Source organism: Bradyrhizobium sp. 604_D8_N2_3 (assembly GCF_051810765.1).
GTDB lineage: Bacteria > Pseudomonadota > Alphaproteobacteria > Rhizobiales > Xanthobacteraceae > Bradyrhizobium > Bradyrhizobium barranii.
The window spans coordinates 1,707,102-1,724,886 of record NZ_JBPWPM010000001.1 but is presented as its reverse complement, the minus strand read 5'-3'; the positions used below and the strand labels follow the sequence as shown (position 1 = coordinate 1,724,886).

The 17,785-nt window shown below is 63.1% G+C and carries 15 protein-coding genes and 6 pseudogenes; 18 read left to right on the top strand and 3 right to left on the bottom strand.

Translation table 11 applies throughout. The features are described from left to right. Positions 1-65: 65 nt before the first annotated feature. Positions 66-641: a TauD/TfdA dioxygenase family protein gene (locus tag AB7245_RS08035; RefSeq protein WP_439035722.1), complete on the bottom strand. Its 576-nt coding sequence runs from the start codon at positions 639-641 to the stop codon at positions 66-68. A 59-nt stretch (positions 642-700) separates the two neighbouring features. Here AB7245_RS08035 and AB7245_RS08030 point away from each other — a divergent pair. Beyond that, a pseudogene (locus AB7245_RS08030) lies at positions 701-913 on the top strand (LLM class flavin-dependent oxidoreductase); the annotation flags it as partial. A gap of 208 nt (positions 914-1,121) precedes the next feature. Further along, complete coding sequence (locus tag AB7245_RS08025) at positions 1,122-1,298, top strand: hypothetical protein (protein ID WP_439034154.1); 177 nt, start codon at positions 1,122-1,124, stop codon at positions 1,296-1,298. Positions 1,299-1,931: 633 nt separating this feature from the next. On the opposite strand, the gene AB7245_RS08020 is transcribed toward AB7245_RS08025, so the two are convergent. Continuing rightward, the gene (locus AB7245_RS08020; RefSeq protein ID WP_439034153.1) at positions 1,932-2,201 is read right to left on the bottom strand and encodes a DUF3551 domain-containing protein; all 270 of its coding nucleotides are present in this window, start codon (positions 2,199-2,201) and stop codon (positions 1,932-1,934) included. Between the two features lie 1,362 nt (positions 2,202-3,563). Further along, the gene (locus AB7245_RS08015; protein WP_439034152.1) at positions 3,564-3,809 is read right to left on the bottom strand and encodes a DUF6894 family protein; all 246 of its coding nucleotides are present in this window, start codon (positions 3,807-3,809) and stop codon (positions 3,564-3,566) included. Between the two features lie 274 nt (positions 3,810-4,083). Here AB7245_RS08015 and AB7245_RS08010 point away from each other — a divergent pair, with 274 nt between their 5' ends. The 16 genes and pseudogenes from AB7245_RS08010 (at position 4,084) to hypB (ending at position 17,783) form a co-directional block, all read left to right on the top strand. Beyond that, entirely contained in the window at positions 4,084-5,367 is a 1,284-nt protein-coding gene (locus tag AB7245_RS08010; protein WP_439034083.1) for an IS256 family transposase, read from the top strand. Positions 5,368-5,800: 433 nt separating this feature from the next. After that, positions 5,801-5,926: pseudogene (locus AB7245_RS08005) on the top strand (ModD protein); the annotation flags it as partial. A 539-nt stretch (positions 5,927-6,465) separates the two neighbouring features. Next, positions 6,466-7,021 (top strand): annotated as a pseudogene (locus AB7245_RS08000) (HupU protein); the annotation flags it as partial. Continuing rightward, positions 7,018-8,441: pseudogene (locus tag AB7245_RS07995) on the top strand (nickel-dependent hydrogenase large subunit). The pseudogenes AB7245_RS08000 and AB7245_RS07995, both read left to right, overlap by 4 nt. 198 nt (positions 8,442-8,639) lie before the next feature. Beyond that, a pseudogene (locus tag AB7245_RS07990) lies at positions 8,640-9,730 on the top strand (hydrogenase small subunit). Positions 9,731-9,759: 29 nt separating this feature from the next. Beyond that, positions 9,760-11,550 carry a nickel-dependent hydrogenase large subunit gene (locus tag AB7245_RS07985; protein WP_439034151.1) on the top strand — a complete coding sequence of 597 codons (1,791 nt, stop codon included), beginning with the start codon at positions 9,760-9,762 and terminating at the stop codon, positions 11,548-11,550. Positions 11,551-11,559: 9 nt separating this feature from the next. Next, positions 11,560-12,303, top strand: coding sequence for a Ni/Fe-hydrogenase, b-type cytochrome subunit (gene cybH, locus AB7245_RS07980; protein WP_439034150.1), 744 nt, complete (start codon positions 11,560-11,562; stop codon positions 12,301-12,303). A 14-nt stretch (positions 12,304-12,317) separates the two neighbouring features. Next, positions 12,318-12,899 (top strand): HyaD/HybD family hydrogenase maturation endopeptidase, encoded by a 582-nt coding sequence (locus tag AB7245_RS07975; RefSeq protein WP_439034149.1) that lies wholly within the window; start codon positions 12,318-12,320, stop codon positions 12,897-12,899. A 26-nt stretch (positions 12,900-12,925) separates the two neighbouring features. After that, positions 12,926-13,249, top strand: a complete 324-nt coding sequence (locus AB7245_RS07970) for a HypC/HybG/HupF family hydrogenase formation chaperone (RefSeq protein ID WP_439034148.1) — start codon at positions 12,926-12,928, stop codon at positions 13,247-13,249. A gap of 163 nt (positions 13,250-13,412) precedes the next feature. Then, a complete protein-coding gene (locus AB7245_RS07965; protein WP_439034147.1) occupies positions 13,413-13,859 on the top strand; it encodes a hydrogenase accessory protein in 447 nt (148 codons plus the stop codon). Next, positions 13,856-14,719, top strand: coding sequence for a hydrogenase expression/formation C-terminal domain-containing protein (locus AB7245_RS07960; protein WP_439034146.1), 864 nt, complete (start codon positions 13,856-13,858; stop codon positions 14,717-14,719). Before AB7245_RS07965 ends, AB7245_RS07960 begins: the two co-directional genes overlap by 4 nt. Continuing rightward, positions 14,716-14,914 (top strand): annotated as a pseudogene (locus AB7245_RS07955) (rubredoxin). Before AB7245_RS07960 ends, AB7245_RS07955 begins: the two are co-directional and overlap by 4 nt. After that, positions 14,911-15,438 carry a [NiFe]-hydrogenase assembly chaperone HybE gene (gene hybE, locus AB7245_RS07950; protein ID WP_439034145.1) on the top strand — a complete coding sequence of 176 codons (528 nt, stop codon included), beginning with the start codon at positions 14,911-14,913 and terminating at the stop codon, positions 15,436-15,438. The pseudogene AB7245_RS07955 and the gene hybE overlap by 4 nt, the downstream one beginning before the upstream one ends. After that, positions 15,435-16,529 (top strand): nickel-dependent hydrogenase large subunit, encoded by a 1,095-nt coding sequence (locus tag AB7245_RS07945; RefSeq protein ID WP_439034144.1) that lies wholly within the window; start codon positions 15,435-15,437, stop codon positions 16,527-16,529. Before hybE ends, AB7245_RS07945 begins: the two co-directional genes overlap by 4 nt. Beyond that, positions 16,522-16,863: a hydrogenase maturation nickel metallochaperone HypA gene (hypA, locus tag AB7245_RS07940; RefSeq protein ID WP_439034143.1), complete on the top strand. Its 342-nt coding sequence runs from the start codon at positions 16,522-16,524 to the stop codon at positions 16,861-16,863. The genes AB7245_RS07945 and hypA overlap by 8 nt, the downstream gene beginning before the upstream one ends. Further along, complete coding sequence (hypB, locus tag AB7245_RS07935) at positions 16,863-17,783, top strand: hydrogenase nickel incorporation protein HypB (protein ID WP_439034142.1); 921 nt, start codon at positions 16,863-16,865, stop codon at positions 17,781-17,783. Before hypA ends, hypB begins: the two co-directional genes overlap by 1 nt. The last annotated feature ends 2 nt before the right edge of the window (positions 17,784-17,785 follow it).

Genomic DNA, 17,785 nt, shown 5'->3' with positions numbered 1-17,785 from the left:
CCGGCTTCTTCCACCGGGGTCGTGATCGGCCATTATCGGCGACAATGTCTGCATCTATCAGGCGGTCAGCTCGAGGCGCCGCTTTCCGACGGAGGACAGGGCAATGTGATCAGGGGCGACAACCGCCATCCGATCGTGGAGAACGACGTCGGATCTACGCCGGCGCGACCATCCTCGGCCGCATCACGATCGGCCGCGGATCGACCATCAGCAGCAACGTCTGGCTGACGAAGGATGTGCCGCCGAACAGCGTGGTGACGCAGGCCACCGCTCGGAACGTCCGGGCGGCGCCTGATTCCAGATCTCACGCCGTCATCGGCGCCTTCCACCGCATGAAGCGCCGCTCCAGTGCCTCGAGGACGGCATGGCATAGTCATAGGCGTTGCTGTGAATGCCCACAGTTCGTCGGCGAGCTTGCGCAGCGGCACCGGCAGGTCGAGATAGGCGGCCGCCGTGTTCGACCAGACGGTATCGCCGCCGTAGGGTGGAATCACCACGCCGCGCAGCACCGAGATTTTCGGATAGGCGTCGACGAACGTGACATCCGTATGCCATTGGTCGGCGCGGCCACCGCCCCGGCCCGAGTCCCGCTCCAGGATCGAGGACGTACCCTTGACCGCCCCGACGGTCGGATGCGGCACCAACTTGCCGAGCCTGATGGCAACGCGCTCCTGTTCGGCATCGTCGAGATGTCCCTGGTCAGACCTGGTTCGAGAATGGGGCAGCCGATGGTTTCAACGTCATGCCGCTCTGGCTGCCCGGTGGATTCGACATCTTCGCCGAGCAGGTTGTGCCCATTCTACGAAAGCGCGGCCTGTTCCGTCACGACTACACGGGCACAACGCTGCGCGATCATTACAGCCTGAGGCGGCCGGCGAACCTCTTCTCCAGTTTGGTTCGGGCGATTGCATAGGTCACACTCTCAAAATCATCGGTTCTTCACGAAACAAACGTACGGACACGAGTAGGTGGCAGAGATGGTTTGATCCAATGATCGTGCGGCGAAAATGGGGTGATCGCCGGAAGGCAAGACTGACTGGAGGCGTGCTGATGCGGATGCGGCGCCGACCAACGAGGAGATCGAAGCGGCGATCAAGAATGATCCCGACTGGCAGGAGTTCATGGACGTCGGTTGGTCGGATGCCGTGCTCGTGATTCCGCCGAAGAAGGCGATCTCCATCGCGTCGATGAGGACGTGCTCGAGTTCTTCAGGCGTGAGGGCGAAGGCTATCAGCGCCGTCAACGCGGTGCTGCGGTCCTATATGCAGCAGAAGACGAAGCCGAAGAAGCGCGCGTGACGTGCGACGCTGTAGGCCTGTCCGTCGACAGCCGCTTCGCCCCCGTTTGACGTACAAGATTTGATCGCGGCTACTTGATTTCGATGCTACTGTAACGGCGGCGCCAGCCCTTTGCGACCGCATATAACAAGTAATTCCAGAATTGCATCCGGGAAGAGGCGCTCATTACCCAATCGCGGAGCCGGTATCGTTTGCGCGCAAGGCGGCGGTGGCACTCTCCGCGAGGTGTTCGAGGATGCGGAACAGAACTAGTATGCCAAGACGGCTGCCGATTTCACGCCGATGATCTTTTTCGACCCGGACGGCTTCTGGAAACACGCGCCGAGCTCGACCGCGGCAGTGTAACCAGACGCGGATTGAACGTTCTGGAGCTCATCCAGAAAGTGTTTCGTCATGGGCGCAAGGACTTGCGTCGACGCTCGGCAGCTCAGGTCCACCACGGACTTTGTGGAGATCGATGCCGTCCTTCGCGCGCGCCAATCGCACAACACAATCTGGCGTTTGCGCTGACTTCCTCCGCATGCGAGCTCCTTCGCTAATGCGCCGACAGCACTCTTCAAGAGCTTCTCGATTCATTCGCGCTGTAATCTCATCACACTGCTAATACTTGCTGCGATATCGCTTGACTGCCGCTCAGTGTAGGTCCCGATAGGCGCCGCGCCGCTGGCGCGCGAACGCATACTGGGGATTGACCCCGCGATAGGCGTTAGTACCGCTCGCGGTAGCCATGCGTTGGGCGTAGCTGGAGAATTGGCAATTGCCGGGATAACCCCATATGCGTCCTTGCAAGCAGTAGCTATCCTGCCCAGCAGGTGCAGGCAAAAAATCATAGGTCTGAGCCCGGGCTTGCCCTGCTGCCATAACCATACCCATCATCAAAATAGTCAAAGCCACAGTGCGCATTGGAACCTCCTCGAAGTCGACACAACGCTAGTGCACTTAAGCAGTAGGCAATATCGACCCAAGTCAATTCACGTTCCCCCTCACAAAACTACGCAGGCGGTGGTCCGGAATAGGTTAGCCGTAGTTAGGATATGCGCGCAGTATCACGCGTGACCGGAGATGGCCTTGATCGCTTGGGAACGGATAAAACTCGGCTGCGCTCGCGCTTTTCACTTTCAATTTGACCATCCCAATTGCGGCTTCGCAAGCGCCTCAGTCGGGATCAATCATTTCAAGCCGACGGTCTCATGTCGGCGTTTGATACATCGAGTCATTGCGATACGGCAGTTAGCACCGGCTTTTCTAACCAATTGCCGCTACGTTCGTTCATCAACGCATCCATGCCATTGCGGTGCAGTCTAAGAAGCCCTCGGGCAAGTTGCCGTAAGTCGTTGCGGTCCGCGCCAATAGGTAACCTTCTTGCACGACGGAGAGCGTCGGCAGCCTGCCGCTCCAAAGATGATAGCTTGCGTTCCATCTGCTGCCCGGCAACTCGATATTTGGCCCTTGGCGAACGCTTATCTAGCTCACTTCAGATGTCAGCATTGTGAAATAGCCCACAATTCAGCCGCCGGCTTGTGCGCCAGGCACTGTCGCTCATTTCTATACCAAATTGGTTGGCTTCCGCCCGAGGAAGAACTCTCCACCGGTGCTGGCCTAGCTCGTTAGGTGTGTCGCGCTCGCAACGTCACAATTGTTCCATTGGCCTTCGAATCGTTTTTGACTTCACAGGGCGGCGAGTCCGGCGTTTGATTATGGCGGACCCCGGGTAAGGGCTTCATCTCGAAGACGCCTTCAGGCGGGTCCAAGAGATCGCTGTCCAGCGCCAGCGGTCTCTTCGTTAGCTTCATCGGGAGAGGCCGTCCGATGCCGACGCAAGTATGGGCTCTCGCCACGTCGATCGGCTCGACAGTCGTCGTGGCCGTGATCCTGCTCTATTTGATCTTCAGCCCTGGCTAATCCGGCGGTGCGAGACGCCTAAACGTCGTCGATAGCCAGCCGTGTCCGCGGGAATGCCGGTCGGATAGACGAGATACAAGGCTGATCGTGCGACCTTAAAAGGAAGATCTGTTTCCACGTGTCGTGCAGGGGTACCTAGACGCGAAACGGGCCATCACGAATCGGAGATTGAAGGGGCGTTCGCCTGAAGAAATAGCCTTGCGCGCGATCCAGCGCTCGCTCGAGCGAGCTGCTGTTGGTCGGACCATCATCCAGCAGTTTGGATAGCTGCGCTGCCGTATGGCAAGCCGATAAATCTGCAATAAGGATCCTCGGGACCGGCAACACTATCGGGATGATGCTCAGACCGCCAACTGAGGGGCCCTACTTCTTTAGGAGCCTCGGCAGAACGGTTGCGAGGGGTACGGTACCGAGCGGTCGCCCCACCTCATCTGCGATGACCAAAACCACCGACATGTCTGGTGTACCTCTCTTGATCGCTTCGACTAGAAGCTCGCGCGCGGCTAATACGGCCTCACCCTCAGCGGCAGATAAATCTGGTAGCTCTGTTCCTTCCTCATCCAGCGTAATCTCGTCGCCGGCACGTAGGTGAAAGTAGAAGCGCCCCAAGGCGAACTCCAAATGAACAGAAACCTATTTGATGAGTGGATTTTCGCAAACGTATACCAAGCTTGGCAGGAGGCAGCGAACACCGCTAATTGGGACTACGCAACAACCGGCTCGTGTGCTGCGTTCGATGCTGTACCGTAACGAGATGTCGATATTGATAAATGCAACGCGTCGCGGAGCTATCGCCGAAAGTTGGTGACGGCGGGAATCGGGAAGGCGGCATATCGTGGGGGTGCTTGACGCCTCCACTTCTCCACCAAAGGAGCGATATGCCGTGCCCAACGATAACGTCACCAGACTGATTCAGCCAGGATTCTTCGACGATCAACTCACCGAAATCTTACGCAATGGAGCCCGTGCGCTGCTTGCCAAGGCGGTCGAGGCCGAGGTCGCGGACTTCCTCGACAAGCATGCCGATTTAAAGACCCAGGACGGTCAGCAGCGCGTCGTCCGCCACGGTCACCTGCCGGAACGCGAGGTGATGACCGGTATCGGTCCGGTCACCGTCCGCCAGCCGCGTGCGCGCGACCGCACGGCCGCCGCCGGCGATCCCGGCCGCATCCGGTTCTCACCGTCGATCCTGCCGCCCTACATGCGCCGGTCGAAGTCGATCGAGACGCTGCTGCCGATCCTTTATCTGAAGGGTATCTCGACCGGCGATTTCTCCGAGGCGCTGGCGGCGCTGATCGGCAAGGATGCTGCCGGGTTGTCGGCATCCGCCATCGGCCGCCTGAAGGACGGCTGGTTCGACGAGCACGCCGCGTGGCAGAAGCGCGATCTGTCGGCGAAACGCTACGTCTACATCTGGGCCGACGGCATCCATCTCGAAGCCCGCCTCGAGGACGAAAAGCAGTGCATCCTGGTGCTGATCGGCGCGACGCCGGAAGGCCGCAAGGAACTGGTCGGCTTCACCGATGGCGCCCGCGAGAGCGCGCACGACTGGCGTGATCTGCTGCTCGACCTGAAGCGGCGCGGGCTCGACGTGCCCCCGCGGCTCGTCATCGCCGATGGCGCACTCGGGTTCTGGAAGGCGGCCGGCGAGGTCTGGCCGAAAACGCGCGAGCAGCGCTGCTGGGTGCACAAGACCGCCAACGTGCTCGCCAAGTTACCGAAGAGCCAGCAGCCGAAAGCCAAACGCGCGTTGCAGGAGATCTGGATGGCCGAAACCAAGGCCGCCGCCGAACTGGCGTTCGAGGCATTCATCGAGAGCTACGCGTTGAAATACGACAAGGCGGCCGACTGCCTGGCCAAGGATCGGGATACGCTGCTGGCATTCTACGACTTCCCGGCCGAGCATTGGAAACACTTACGGACCACCAACCCCATTGAAAGCACCTTCGCCACCGTGCGCCATCGCACGATCCGATCGAAGGGCTGTCTGTCCAACAGGACTGCGCTCGCGATGGTCTTCAAACTGATCGAGGGCGCCCAAAAAGGCTGGCGCCGTCTCGACGGTCATAACCAGTTGCCAAAACTCGTTCTCGGTGTGACATTCAACAACGGGATCGAGGTCATCGCAAAGCCGACCGACCGTCAGCCCACAACCGCCGCCGCCTGACCGGCCCCGGCCGTCACCAAAATTTGGCGATAGCTCCGCGTCGCGTTTTGACGCTCAAATCCCGCGTTCGAGCGCGCCTTTCGACGGATTTCACCACACCGATTGTCCGATAATTGCGCAGTATTTGGATCTGCAAGGCCGGTGCGAACGCTTTCCTACGCTGTGATCCGTCTGGTTGCTCGAGGAAGCAACTCGGCAGCTCCGCGTGATGTTGACGTGTCCCAGCTGCACGCGCCGAGCTCGTGAGCCTTTCGTAAGTCGTCCCATCCGTACGCCTTGGGAGACTGGCCAGCGTTGGGCCCTTACAGAAGGCTCATCGCCGCACAGAGGCCGGCCCCCCGCGCGTCCCTTCGAGCTGGGCACGCGGATGGCTCACTCAGAACGAGGGGTCTGGCGTGCGCCGGTGCTCTCCGACTTGTCGGCTGGACTCAAAGCAGCCGCCGGTGGCATCAACGCCGGCAATGCCGCAGCCTATGCGCAGGCTGGCGCTGATGTTCTGGTGACGTCGTCGCCCTATGTGGCGAAGCCGAGAGATGTACAGGTACGGATCCTCTCGGCCAGGGGGGATGCCAGTCGGCCAATGAGTTTCAACTCCGGTACAGCCGAAGCAACTGAACTAAGTCCAAGAAAGCAGAATGCAAAGTTGGCAACCCGACTTCCTGCGCTGCTGGGGGCTGAGATTAAGTCTCTCGACCGTCCATAGAGCCAAGCTCCGCTCGGGTGCGGCAGGATCCGACAAGAGCCCATCCTTTCGGATCGCGAAGCTCAATCGCGTAGTCCGGACGTCGCGAAAGCATTACGCCAGGCTTGCGCTCCGTTGGATGGACCGGTCGCGTCCCCCAAGCCTTGCAGCGCTTGCGCGACGCGTTCCCTGGCCGTGTGACGCCCATGACGAGGGGTCGGGATCCCTCGTTCGGGAAGCCAATCGTCCGGCTGTCGAAGCTGAGGCGCCGCGGGTCGCATCGCCCGATACGCCGCCGGGAAGCGTGATGGCCGAGGCATCGCCCGTTGCGCCGCCGGACGATCCGCCTTTCCCGATGGCTCGATGTAGGCGCGCGGGCCGTCCTGCTGGCTATCTATGATGCGAGCATTTCGCGATCGGTCGGCTTGCAATTCGAAGGGGCCGACAGCGGCGATGCGCTCGGCGCGAACTTCCGCTCGCGGCTCGGTCTTCCCGTCATCAACGTCGCGGGTTGCGCGCCGCATCCGGGCTGGATGATGGAAACCATCCTGGCACTGACCACCAAGGACCTTGCCGCCACCACGGCTGCTCGCGCAACGAGTTCTACGAGTTCAAGGCCAGCGCCGAGACCATGTCGGAGAGCGCCTGCCTGATGGAGCATCTGGGCTGCAAGCGACGCAGGCGGTCGGCGACTGCAACCAGCGCTCCTGGAACGGTGGCGGCTCCTGCACCAAGGGCGGCTATACCTGCATCGCCTGCACGTCGCCGGGCTTCGAAGGGGCGCAGAACTTTCTGGAGACCGCCAAGCTCGCGGGCATTCCGGTCGGGCTTCCGACCGACATGCCGAAGGCGTGGTTCGTCGCGCTCGCCGCGTTGTCGAAGTCCGCGACGCCGCGCCGCGTGCGGCTTAACGCGACCGCCGACCATGTGGTCGTGCCGCCGGGTCGCGCGACGACGAAGGGCAAGCCATGACGCGGATCACGATCGGCCCGTTCAACCGCATCGAGGGCGATCTCGAAGTCCACCTCGATGTCGAGAGTGGCCGCGTCATGCGCGCCGAGGTGACGGCGCCGCTCTACCGAGGTTTCGAGCAGATCCTGGAAGGTCGGCCGCCGCTCGATGCGCTGGCGCTGGCACCGTGGATCTGCGGCATCTGTTCGGTCTCGCAATCTGTCGCGGCTGCGGCCGCCCTGCGCGCGCCATGTCGATCGAGGCGGCGCCCAACGGGTTGCTCGCCACCAACATCGCCCATGCCGCGGGGAACGCGGCCGACCATCTGACCCATTTCTACATCTTCTTTATGCCGGACTTTGCCCGCGAGTCCTATGACGCCCATGGCTGGCACGAGGAGGCGCGCGAGCGCTTTGCCGCCACCCGCGGCAGCGCGGTGCCTTGCCGGCGCGGGCGCGGCTGCTCGAGACCATGGGATCATGCCGGAAAATGGCCCCACAGCATGGCGTTCCAGCCCGGCGGCACCAGCGCGCCATCGATCTCGGCGAGCGGATCCGGCTCTTGTCGATCACGACGGCGTTTCGAGGTTTCCTCGAGCGTATCGTCTTCGCGGATTCGCTGGAGAACGTGCTGGCGATCGCAACCGCCGACGAGCTGGACGGCTGGCGCGAGGGCCGTGGCGGCGACTTCGCGCATTTCTTGCGGCTTGCGGACAGTCTGGCATTGACTGAGCTCGGTCGGGTCACGGGGCTGATGATGAGCTACGGCGGCTATGATGGTATCGACGGCGAGTTGTTTCCGCGCGGCCTGTTCAGCCAGCGCGCAATCGTCGAACCGCTGCCGCTGACGCAAACCACGGAGGTCGTCTCGCATGCCTGGATGCGGGATTCCTTTGCGGATCCCGCCCATAGCAGCACAGTCGCAGATCCCGACAAGCCGGCGGCCTATAGCTGGTGCAAGGCGCCGCGGCTGTCGGGCCAGCCGATCGGGGTCGGTGCCATCGCGCGCCAGACGGTGGCGGGCCAGGCACCGATCACGGATCTGGTCGCGCGGGACGGCACCAACGTGCGCAGCCGCGTGATCGCACGGCTGATCGAGACCGCGCCCATCGCGCTTGCCATGGAGCAGCGGACGCGCGCGCTGCGGCTGTCGGGGCCGTTCTGCGACAAATCGCGCGAGCTCCCCGACAGAAGCTATGTCGGGTTGGTCGAGGCCGCCCGCGGCTTCGGGCACTGGATGGCGGTGCGCGACGGCAAGATCGAGCGCTACTAGATCATCGCCGACCACCTGGAATTTCTCGCCGCGCGATTCCTTCGACGTCGGCGGCCAGCTGGAGCAGGCGCTGGTCGGCACTGATGTCGGCGACGCAGGCCCGCGTGCGGTTGCGATCCAGCACATCGTGCGCTCGTTCGATCCCTGCATGGTGTGCACCGCGCATTGACCGGAAACTTCGTTGCCGGCTGCAAATCGAATTGTTTCTGCTTCTCGTGTTGGCAGCGTCCTCGCGTACCGTTCATGAAAGTGGTTCAAATTCGCAACGTTATGGAATCCCTCCGCTTTTGAATCTCTCCAGGCTGTTGGCCTGCTTCTTGCTACCCTTCGCGTCATCGAAAAGTCAAAGCCGAAGGCGGGAGGATTCATGGGCGCGGCGACGGAAACGTTTTACAGGTGATCAGGCGGCAAGGCATCACGCGTCGGCGCTTTCATATATTCTGCAGCTTGACGGCGACAAGCCTCGGCCTCGGACCGCTGGCGGCGAGCCGCATCGCGAACGCGCTCGAGACTAAGCCGCGCGTGCCCGTGATCTGGATGCACGGCCTCGAATGCACCTGCTGTTCGGAGAGCTTCATCCGCTCCGCGCATCCGCTGGTCAAGGATGTGGTGCTGTCGATGATCTCGCTCGACTACGACGACACCATCATGGCGGCTGCGGGCCACCAGGCCGAAGCCATCCTCGAGGAGACCCGCGCCAAGCACAAAGGCCAGTATATCCTCGCGGTGGAAGGCAATCCGCCGCTGAATGAAGGCGGGATGTTCTGCATCGACGGCGGCAAGCCGTTCGTCGAGAAGCTGAAGATGATGGCCGAGGACGCGATGGCAATCATCGCCTGGGGCGCCTGCGCCTCCTGGGGCTGCGTGCAGGCGGCAAAGCCCAATCCGACACAGGCAACTCCGATCGACAAGGTGATCACCAACAAGCCCATCATCAAGGTGCCGGGATGCCCCCCGATCGCCGAGGTGATGACCGGCGTCGTCACCTTCATCACCACCTTCGGCAAGCTGCCCGAGCTCGATCGCCAGGGCCGACCGAAGATGTTCTACTCGCAGCGCATTCATGACAAGTGCTACCGGCGCCCGCATTTCGACGCGGGGCAGTTCGTCGAGGAGTGGGACGATGAGGCCGCGCGCAAGGGCTATTGCCTCTACAAGATGGGCTGCAAGGGGCCGACCACCTACAACGCCTGCTCGACCGTGCGCTGGAACGGCGGCGTGTCCTTCCCGATCCAGTCGGGTCATGGCTGCATCGGCTGCTCGGAGGACGGCTTCTGGGACAAGGGCTCGTTCTACGACCGTCTCACCAACATTAAGCAGTTCGGCATCGAGAAGAACGCCGATCAGATCGGCATGGTGGCGGCCGGCGCCGTCGGCGCCGCGGTGGCTGCGCATGCGGCTGTGACCGCTGTCAAGCGGCTCGCGACCAAGCGCGAAGACGCCGACCACAATAGCTGATCGAAAAGACACAGCAGGGCAGGACAATCATGGGTATCCAGACTCCCAACGGTTTCAATCTCGACAATTCCGGCAAGCGCATCATCGTGGACCCCGTGACACGTATCGAAGGTCACATGCGGGTCGAGGTCAATGTCGACGCCGACAACGTCATCCGCAACGCGGTCTCCACTGGCACGATGTGGCGCGGCATCGAGGTGATCCTGAAGAACCGCGATCCGCGCGACGCCTGGGCGTTCACCGAACGGATCTGCGGCGTCTGCACCGGCACGCACGCGCTGACCTCGGTGCGCGCGGTCGAGAACGCGCTCGGGATCACCATCCCGGAGAACGCCAATTCGATCCGCAACCTGATGCAGCTTGCCCTGCAGGTGCACGACCACATCGTCCATTTCTATCACCTTCACGCGCTGGACTGGGTCGACGTCGTTTCCGCGCTCTCGGCCGATCCGCGGGCGACCTCGACGCTAGCGCAGTCGATCTCGAGCTGGCCGCTGTCGTCGCCCGGCTACTTCAAGGATCTGCAGACCCGGCTGAAGAAGTTCGTCGAGTCCGGACAGCTCGGTCCGTTCAAGAATGGCTATTGGGGCAGCAAGGCCTACAGGCTGCCGCCCGAAGCCAATCTGATGGCGGTGGCGCATTATCTGGAGGCGCTCGATTTCCAGAAGGAGATCGTCAAGATTCACACCATCTTCGGCGGCAAGAACCCGCATCCTAACTGGCTCGTCGGCGGCGTGCCCTGTCCGATCAATGTCGACGGCACCGGCGCTATCGGCGCCATCAACATGGAACGGCTGAACCTGATCTCCTCGATCATCGACCGTCTGATCGAGTTCAACGAAATGGTCTATCTGCCCGACGTGGCGGCGATCGGCTCATTCTACAGGGATTGGCTCTATGGCGGCGGCCTTTCGAGCCAGAGCGTACTCTCGTATGGCGATGTGCCAGAACATGCCAACGACTATTCGGCCAAGAGCCTGAAGCTGCCGCGCGGCGCCATTATCAACGGCAACCTGTCCAAGGTGCTTCCGGTCGACCACGCCAATCCCGACGAGATCCAGGAGTTCGTGGTGCACTCCTGGTACAAATATCCCGACGAGACCAAGGGACTTCATCCCTGGGACGGCGTCACCGAGCCGAATTACGTGCTGGGACCCAACGCGAAGGGCACCAAGACGGCGATTGAGCAGCTCGACGAAGGCGGCAAGTACTCCTGGATCAAGGCGCCGCGCTGGCGCGGTCACGCCATGGAGGTCGGCCCGCTGGCGCGCTGGGTCGTCGGCTACGCGCAGAACAAGGCGGAGTTCAAGGATCCCGTCGACAAGTTCCTTCGGGATCTGCACCTGCCGATGTCGGCGCTGTTCTCGACGCTCGGCCGCACGGCGGCGCGTGCGCTCGAATCCGTCTGGGCCGGACGCCAGATGCGCTACTTCCAGGACAAGCTCGTCGCCAACATCAAGGCCGGCGACAGCTCGACCGCCAATGTCGACAAGTGGAAGCCGGAGAGCTGGCCGAAGGAGGCCAAGGGAGTCGGCTTCACCGAGGCGCCGCGCGGCGCGCTCGCGCACTGGGTCAAGATCAAGGACACCAAGATCGACAACTACCAGTGCGTGGTGCCGACGACCTGGAACGGCTCGCCGCGCGACCCCAAGGGAAATATTGGCGCCTTCGAGGCGTCGCTGATGAACACGCCGATGGTCAATCCCGAGCAGCCGCTGGAGATCCTGCGCACCATCCATTCCTTCGATCCGTGCCTGGCCTGTTCGACGCACGTCATGAGCCCGGACGGCCAGGAGCTCGCCAAGGTCAAGGTCAGGTAGGAGAGGATCATGATGGATGCAGTTGCTCCCGCCTCGGAAGCCAGGCCCGACCTCGCAGCGATCGCAGCCGATGCTTCCGGGGAACGTGCGGTGGGTCGTCCCAGCGCCTATGTCTACGAAGCGCCGGTACGGATCTGTCACTGGGTGAACGCGTTCTCGATTATCGTGCTTATGGTGACCGGCTATCTGATCGGAACGCCGTTGCCGACGGTCGCGGGCGAGGCGTCCGACAATTTCGTGATGGGCTACATCCGCTTCGCCCATTTCGCCGCGGGGCAGGTGCTTGCGGTATTCTTCCTCACGCGCATCCTGTGGGCTTTCGTCGGCAACCACCACTCTCGGCAGATCTTCTACATCCCGGTTCACCGCAATCAGTTCTGGAAGGAAGTGCTGCACGAAATCCGCTGGTACGCGTTCCTGGCGCGCGAGCCGAAGATGCATGTCGGCCACAATCCGCTGGCGCAGACCGCGATGTTCACGGGATTCACGCTGTTCGTGGCCTTCATGATCGTCTCCGGCTTTGCACTATATTCGGAAGGTCAGGGCATCGACAGCTGGCAGCACAAGCTGTTCGGCTGGGTGTTTGCGATCTGGCCGAACAGCCAGGACGTCCACACCTGGCATCATCTCGGGATGTGGGCGCTGGTCGTGTTCGTGATGGTGCACATCTACACCGCGATCCGCGAAGACATCATGTCGCGCCGGAGCATCATCTCCTCGATGATCTCGGGCGAACGGCAATTCCGCGACTGAGACGCGGACGCCAAGTGAAGCCGACATTCTCGCAAGACGATCGCATCCTGGTGCTCGGCATCGGCAATATCCTGTGGGCCGACGAAGGGTTTGGCGTGCGCGCGGTGGAGGAGTTTCACCGCCGCTACGCCGTGCCCGACAACGTCACCATCCTCGATGGCGGCACGCAGGGGCTCTATCTCGTCAACTATCTGGAAGAGGCGGACCGCCTGATCGTGTTCGACGCGATCGACTATGGCCTCGAGCCCGGCCAGTTGAAGCTTGTGCGTGACGACGAGGTGCCGCGTTTCACCGGGGCCAAGAAGATGAGCCTGCACCAGACCGGCTTCCAGGAAGTCATCAGCGCGGCCGACCTGCTCGGCCGTTGCCCGACACATTTGGTGCTGATCGGCTGCCAGCCGCTCGATCTCGAAGACTGGGGCGGACCGCTGACGCCGCCGGTGCGTGACCAGATCGCGCCGGCGATCAATCTCGCTTGCGCCATCCTGGCCGAATGGGGCCTCACGGTGAGCCAACGCGCCGAGCCATTGGCAGATATCGAGCGGCTGCTCGCCAATGACATCGATCATCTCCATTACGAGACGCGGCCGGCCTGATCGGCCACACTGCCGGAGATTTGCCCATGTGCCTCGGCCTGCCCATGACGATTGTCGAGACCGACGGGATCTCGGCGCTGTGCGCGTATCGCGGCGAGCAGCGCCCCGTCTCTGTGCTGCTGCTGTCGAATCCTCCGGTCGGCGCCAAGGTGCTGGTCTATATCGACACCGCGATCCGGCTGCTGGACGAGGACGAGGCACGCCTGATCGCGAATGCGATCGAAGGTCTCAGCGCGGCGCTCGACGGCGAGGATTGCGACCGCTTCTTCGCCGACCTCATCGACCGCGAGCCGCAACTACCCGAGCACCTTCGGTCCGACTATAGGATCGCCGCTGCTTCTCCCGTTTGATGTGTTGACGACATCAGTGACCGGCCGGCCTCGGCGGCAGTCGGCGCCAAGAAATACATGATCTGGATCAATGGGATAAATCCGGACATGTGATAACCGATCCTGGCACGTGGCTTGCTAACCTCTAGTTTGGCAAAAACACAAGCTTGTCAGGAGAGGTTCGATGGAATTCCAGGTGGGAAAGCATGATCTGGCGCGGAGTGGTCTGCCCGAGGTCGATGCTGCGACGGTCGATCATTTTCTTGGCGAAGCGGACGAGGCCGGTGCGGTCGCGGTGCTGCTGTCGGCGGGCGATCCCAACAGCTTTCCGGAGGCAATCGATGTCGCCGTGGTGCTGCCCGAGCTTATCGCAGCGTTCGGCAATCGACTGCGCGGTGCGATCATCGCACGCGACGCTGAGCGTGCGCTCGGCGAGCGCTTCGAGGTGCGGGTGCAGCCGACGCTGATCTTCGTCGCCAACGGCAAGACGCTGGGGTTGATCGCCAAGATCCAGGACTGGTCGGTCTATGCCGACCGCATCACCAAGCTGATCGACCGGCCGCGCGGGCAAGGCGCCGCAGTCGCCGTCACCATCGTTCCCCAGCATTGCGCACAAGAGGTCCGGCTATGAAGGCCGGCTTCTGGGATGTGCCCGAAGGCGCCGAGCAACCAGTCAACGTGTTTCCGATCGGCGACGAGAGTCTCAATGCAGCGAAGGGCAGCCTGACGGCGGCCGGCGCGCTCGCAAAGCTTGCAACGCTCGACAGTGCGGAGCTTGCAAAGAGCTGCCCGAACGCGGTCGCGCTGCTCGCGAGGATCGCGGATGCCATCGCGGATCAAAAGGCGAACGCGCCGACAAAACTGTTTCGGCTGGCTAATCTCAACGATCTCGAGAGCAAGCTGGTGGCCGACGTGCTCGGCGAAGGCGAGGTCGCCGGCGTCGTCGCGCTGCCGGACGGATCGCTGGCGCAGATCCAGGAATCGGTGCTGGCGGGAATTTGGCGTCTGCGGCTCGAGACCGACGCCACTTCCGAATATCTCGAGATCGGCGCGGTTCCCGAGATCGTCAAGCGTGCGGCTGCCGACCTGACATCCGCCGATTTCGAGATCGGGCAGGTGCCGGAGGGCGTCATGAACGTGCTGCCGGTGCTCGCCGAAATCCGCGAGCAGGCACAGGCCTGGCGGCCCGGCATTCGCTCGCAGATCATCAATTTCACGCTGCTGCCGATGAGCCCGGTCGACATGAGCTTCCTGCAGGACACGATCCGGAACGGACCGATTCAGCTGGTGTCGCGCGGCTACGGCACCTGCCGGGTGCTCTCCACCGGCATCCGCAATGTCTGGTCGGTGCAGTTCTTCAACGCCATGGACACTATCATTCTCGATACGCTCGAAGTCGGTGGCGTGCCGACGGTTGCGCTGGCAGCGGACGAGGATTTCGAGGATTCCGCCGAGCGGCTGCAGGAAATCATCGAGGCCTACTTCAAATGAGCGCCTTCGAGAATTTTGGCGTGCGCCAGGACGTCGCCGACTTCACGCGGCATCTGCTGGACCGTCTACGATCCGGCGGATGGCGATGAGGTAGCGCAGATCGCGCCGGGCACGCCGTTCGCGGCGCTGCCGGAGGAGTGGCACTGCCCGAATTGCGACGCGCCAAAATCCAAGTTCATGGCGATCGAAACATGACAGGCAGCGCGCCAGCGACTGCGTCAGGTCCTGCAGGCGACGCCGACGCCGCGGCGTTGGGCGAGCTTCTGGCCGCAAGCTACCGGGAGATCGGCGAGCGCGCGATGCGTGATCTACCCATCTACAACGATGCGCTCGGCGTCGAGGCGGTCGGTTTTCGTCCCTTCAACGGCACGATCGTCGGCATCATTGTCACGCCGTGGTTCATGAACGTGGCGATGACGGCGGGCGCGGTGACGCTAGCCACCTCGGGCGCGACTGTGCGAATGCGTTTTCCCGCGGGCGATATCGAATTCGCCCTCAACGAGGTCGCCCGGATCGGCCGGATCGCGAGCTGCTCGCTGTTCTCGCCGATGTTCCAATTCGCCGACATGGATGCCGCGCGAGCGACGGCCGAAGCCGCGCTTGCCGAATTGATGCTGCCGGCAGACAGCGAGGAGGCGGTTCGCCGCCGCGAGCCCGCGACAAGCCCGATCGATCGGCGTAACTTCCTGCGGGGTGCCTTGACGGAGCGGCATGGATGAGTCTCTCGTTCCGCAACGAGATCGATATTACGGTGCTGTTGTCCGGCGCCACGATCGCCGACGTCGCGATCAAGCCGCGCAACCGGCCGCCGCTGACGCGGCTGTTTCCGGGAAAGCCCGCGGCTTCGCTGCTTCCGGTACTGCCGCGTCTGTTCTCGCTGTGCTCGATCGCCCATCACGTGGCGTTCCAGTCGGCGGTGGAAGCCGCGCAAGGGCGGGAGGCGGCTCCCGCAACGGTGGGGCGCCGCGTCACCGCAGTCGTCGTCGAGCGGCTGACCGAACTGCTGCGCGGCCTGTTCGTCGGGCGGCTCGCGCTCGACGGCACAAACGCTCCGGCGGTGCGCGCCGTAATGCAGGCAAGCGCGCTGCTTGGGGGCGCGGACGAGGCCGTCCCGCCGGCCTTGCATCGCGACGCGGTGGCGCAGATCAAGGCCGCGCTCGGCGCGATGGGGATCGCCGGCGAAGAAGACGAGACGCCCGCGCCGAGCAGCCCGCTCCCCGCCTCCGTCCCGGGATGCCACGGCAAGCTGGTGTCAGAGCGGGAGGCCGATCCATCCTTCCTGACGGTGGCGGACGATTTAGACATCGTCACGCGTCTGCTGGCGGACGGTGCGGCCTATTCCGATGCGCCAGACCTCTGCGGCCGGGTACCGGAAACCGGCGTCTGGGCGCGCAGGGTACGCCGTGAAGCGGTCTCGGCGGCGGAAGCGGGCTCCGCCGCGCGTCTGAAGGCGCGGATTGCCGAGGTCGCGCGGCTCTGCGCCTGGCTCGCTCGTGGCGATGCGGATTTCGATGAAGGCGTCGTCGCGAGCTACCGGCTCGGCGCGGGCAAGGGGGCAGCCGCGGTCGAATGCGCACGCGGGCGCCTCCATCACGCCGTCGCACTGGACGACGAGGATCGCGTCGTCAACTTCGAGTTCCTGGCACCGACCGATTGGAATTTTCACGCCCGCGGACCGCTGGTCAGGAGCCTCAAGGGCGCTACGCTCGCGACCGGCCGGCAGGGACAGGACGCGGTTCGCGCGCTGGTCGGCTCCTTCGATCCCTGCGTCGGCTTCAGCCTGAAATTTCGCGAGGCCGGCCATGCATGAGATGGCGCTGTGCGAAGGCATCGTCGGTATCGTCGAGGAGGAAGCGCGCAAGCGCGCTTTCACCAAGGTGAACGTCGTCTGTCTGGAGATCGGTGCGCTGAGCCATGTCGCGCCGGAGGCGCTGAAATTCTGCTTCGAGGCCGTGGCCGCGCGGACCATCGCGCAATGCGCGCGGCTCGAGATCGTCGAGACGCCCGGCACGGCTTGGTGCATGGCCTGTTCCAAAACCGTTGAGATCGGGCAGCGTTACGAGCCGTGCCCGTCATGCGGCGGCGACCAATTGCAGGTGACGGGCGGCGAAGAGATGCGCGTAAGGGAATTGGAGGTCGACTGATGTGTACAGTCTGCGGCTGCAGCGACGGCAAGGCATCGATCGAAGATGCGCATGGTCATCATCATGATCACGGCGATGGCCATGAGCACGGCGGGCACCATCATCATCACCGCGGTGATGGCCACGACCACGGTCACCGCCATCACCACGGTGGTGCCCACGACCACGCCCCCGATGAGGCCGGGCTGCTCGACTGCGGCGCCAATCCCGCGGGCCAGAAGATCGCCGGCATGAGCAGCGACCGCGTCATCCAGGTCGAGCGCGACATCCTCGGCAAGAATGACCGGCTTGCGGCCGACAACCGCGCCCGCTTCGCGGCCGACGGTGTGCTCGCCTTCAACCTGGTCTCCAGCCCCGGCACCGGCAAAACCTCGCTGCTGGTCCGCGCCGTGTCCGAGCTGAAGGCAAGCTTTGCGATCGGCGTGATCGAAGGCGACCAGCAGACCTCTAACGATGCCGAGCGCATTCGCGCGACCGGCGTGCCGGCGATCCAGGTCAATACCGGCAAGGGCTGTCACCTCGACGCCGCCATGGTCGGCGAGGCCTATGACCGGCTGCCCTGGCTGAACGGCGGCCTGCTCTTCATCGAGAATGTCGGCAACCTGGTTTGCCCGGCGGCGTTCGATCTCGGCGAGGCCTGCAAGATCGTGGTGTTCTCGACCACCGAGGGCGAGGACAAGCCGCTGAAATACCCCGACATGTTCGCAGCCTCGTCGCTGATGCTGATCAACAAGATCGATCTCGCGCCCGTGCTCGATTTCGATCTGGCGAAGACCATCGACTATGCGCGCAGGGTCAACCCGAAGATCGAGGTGCTAACGGTGTCGGCGCGCACCGGCGAAGGCTTTGCGGCGTTCTTTGCCTGGATCCGCAAGCGGATGGCGGCGACGACGCCTTCCGCGATGACGGCGGCGGAGTGACG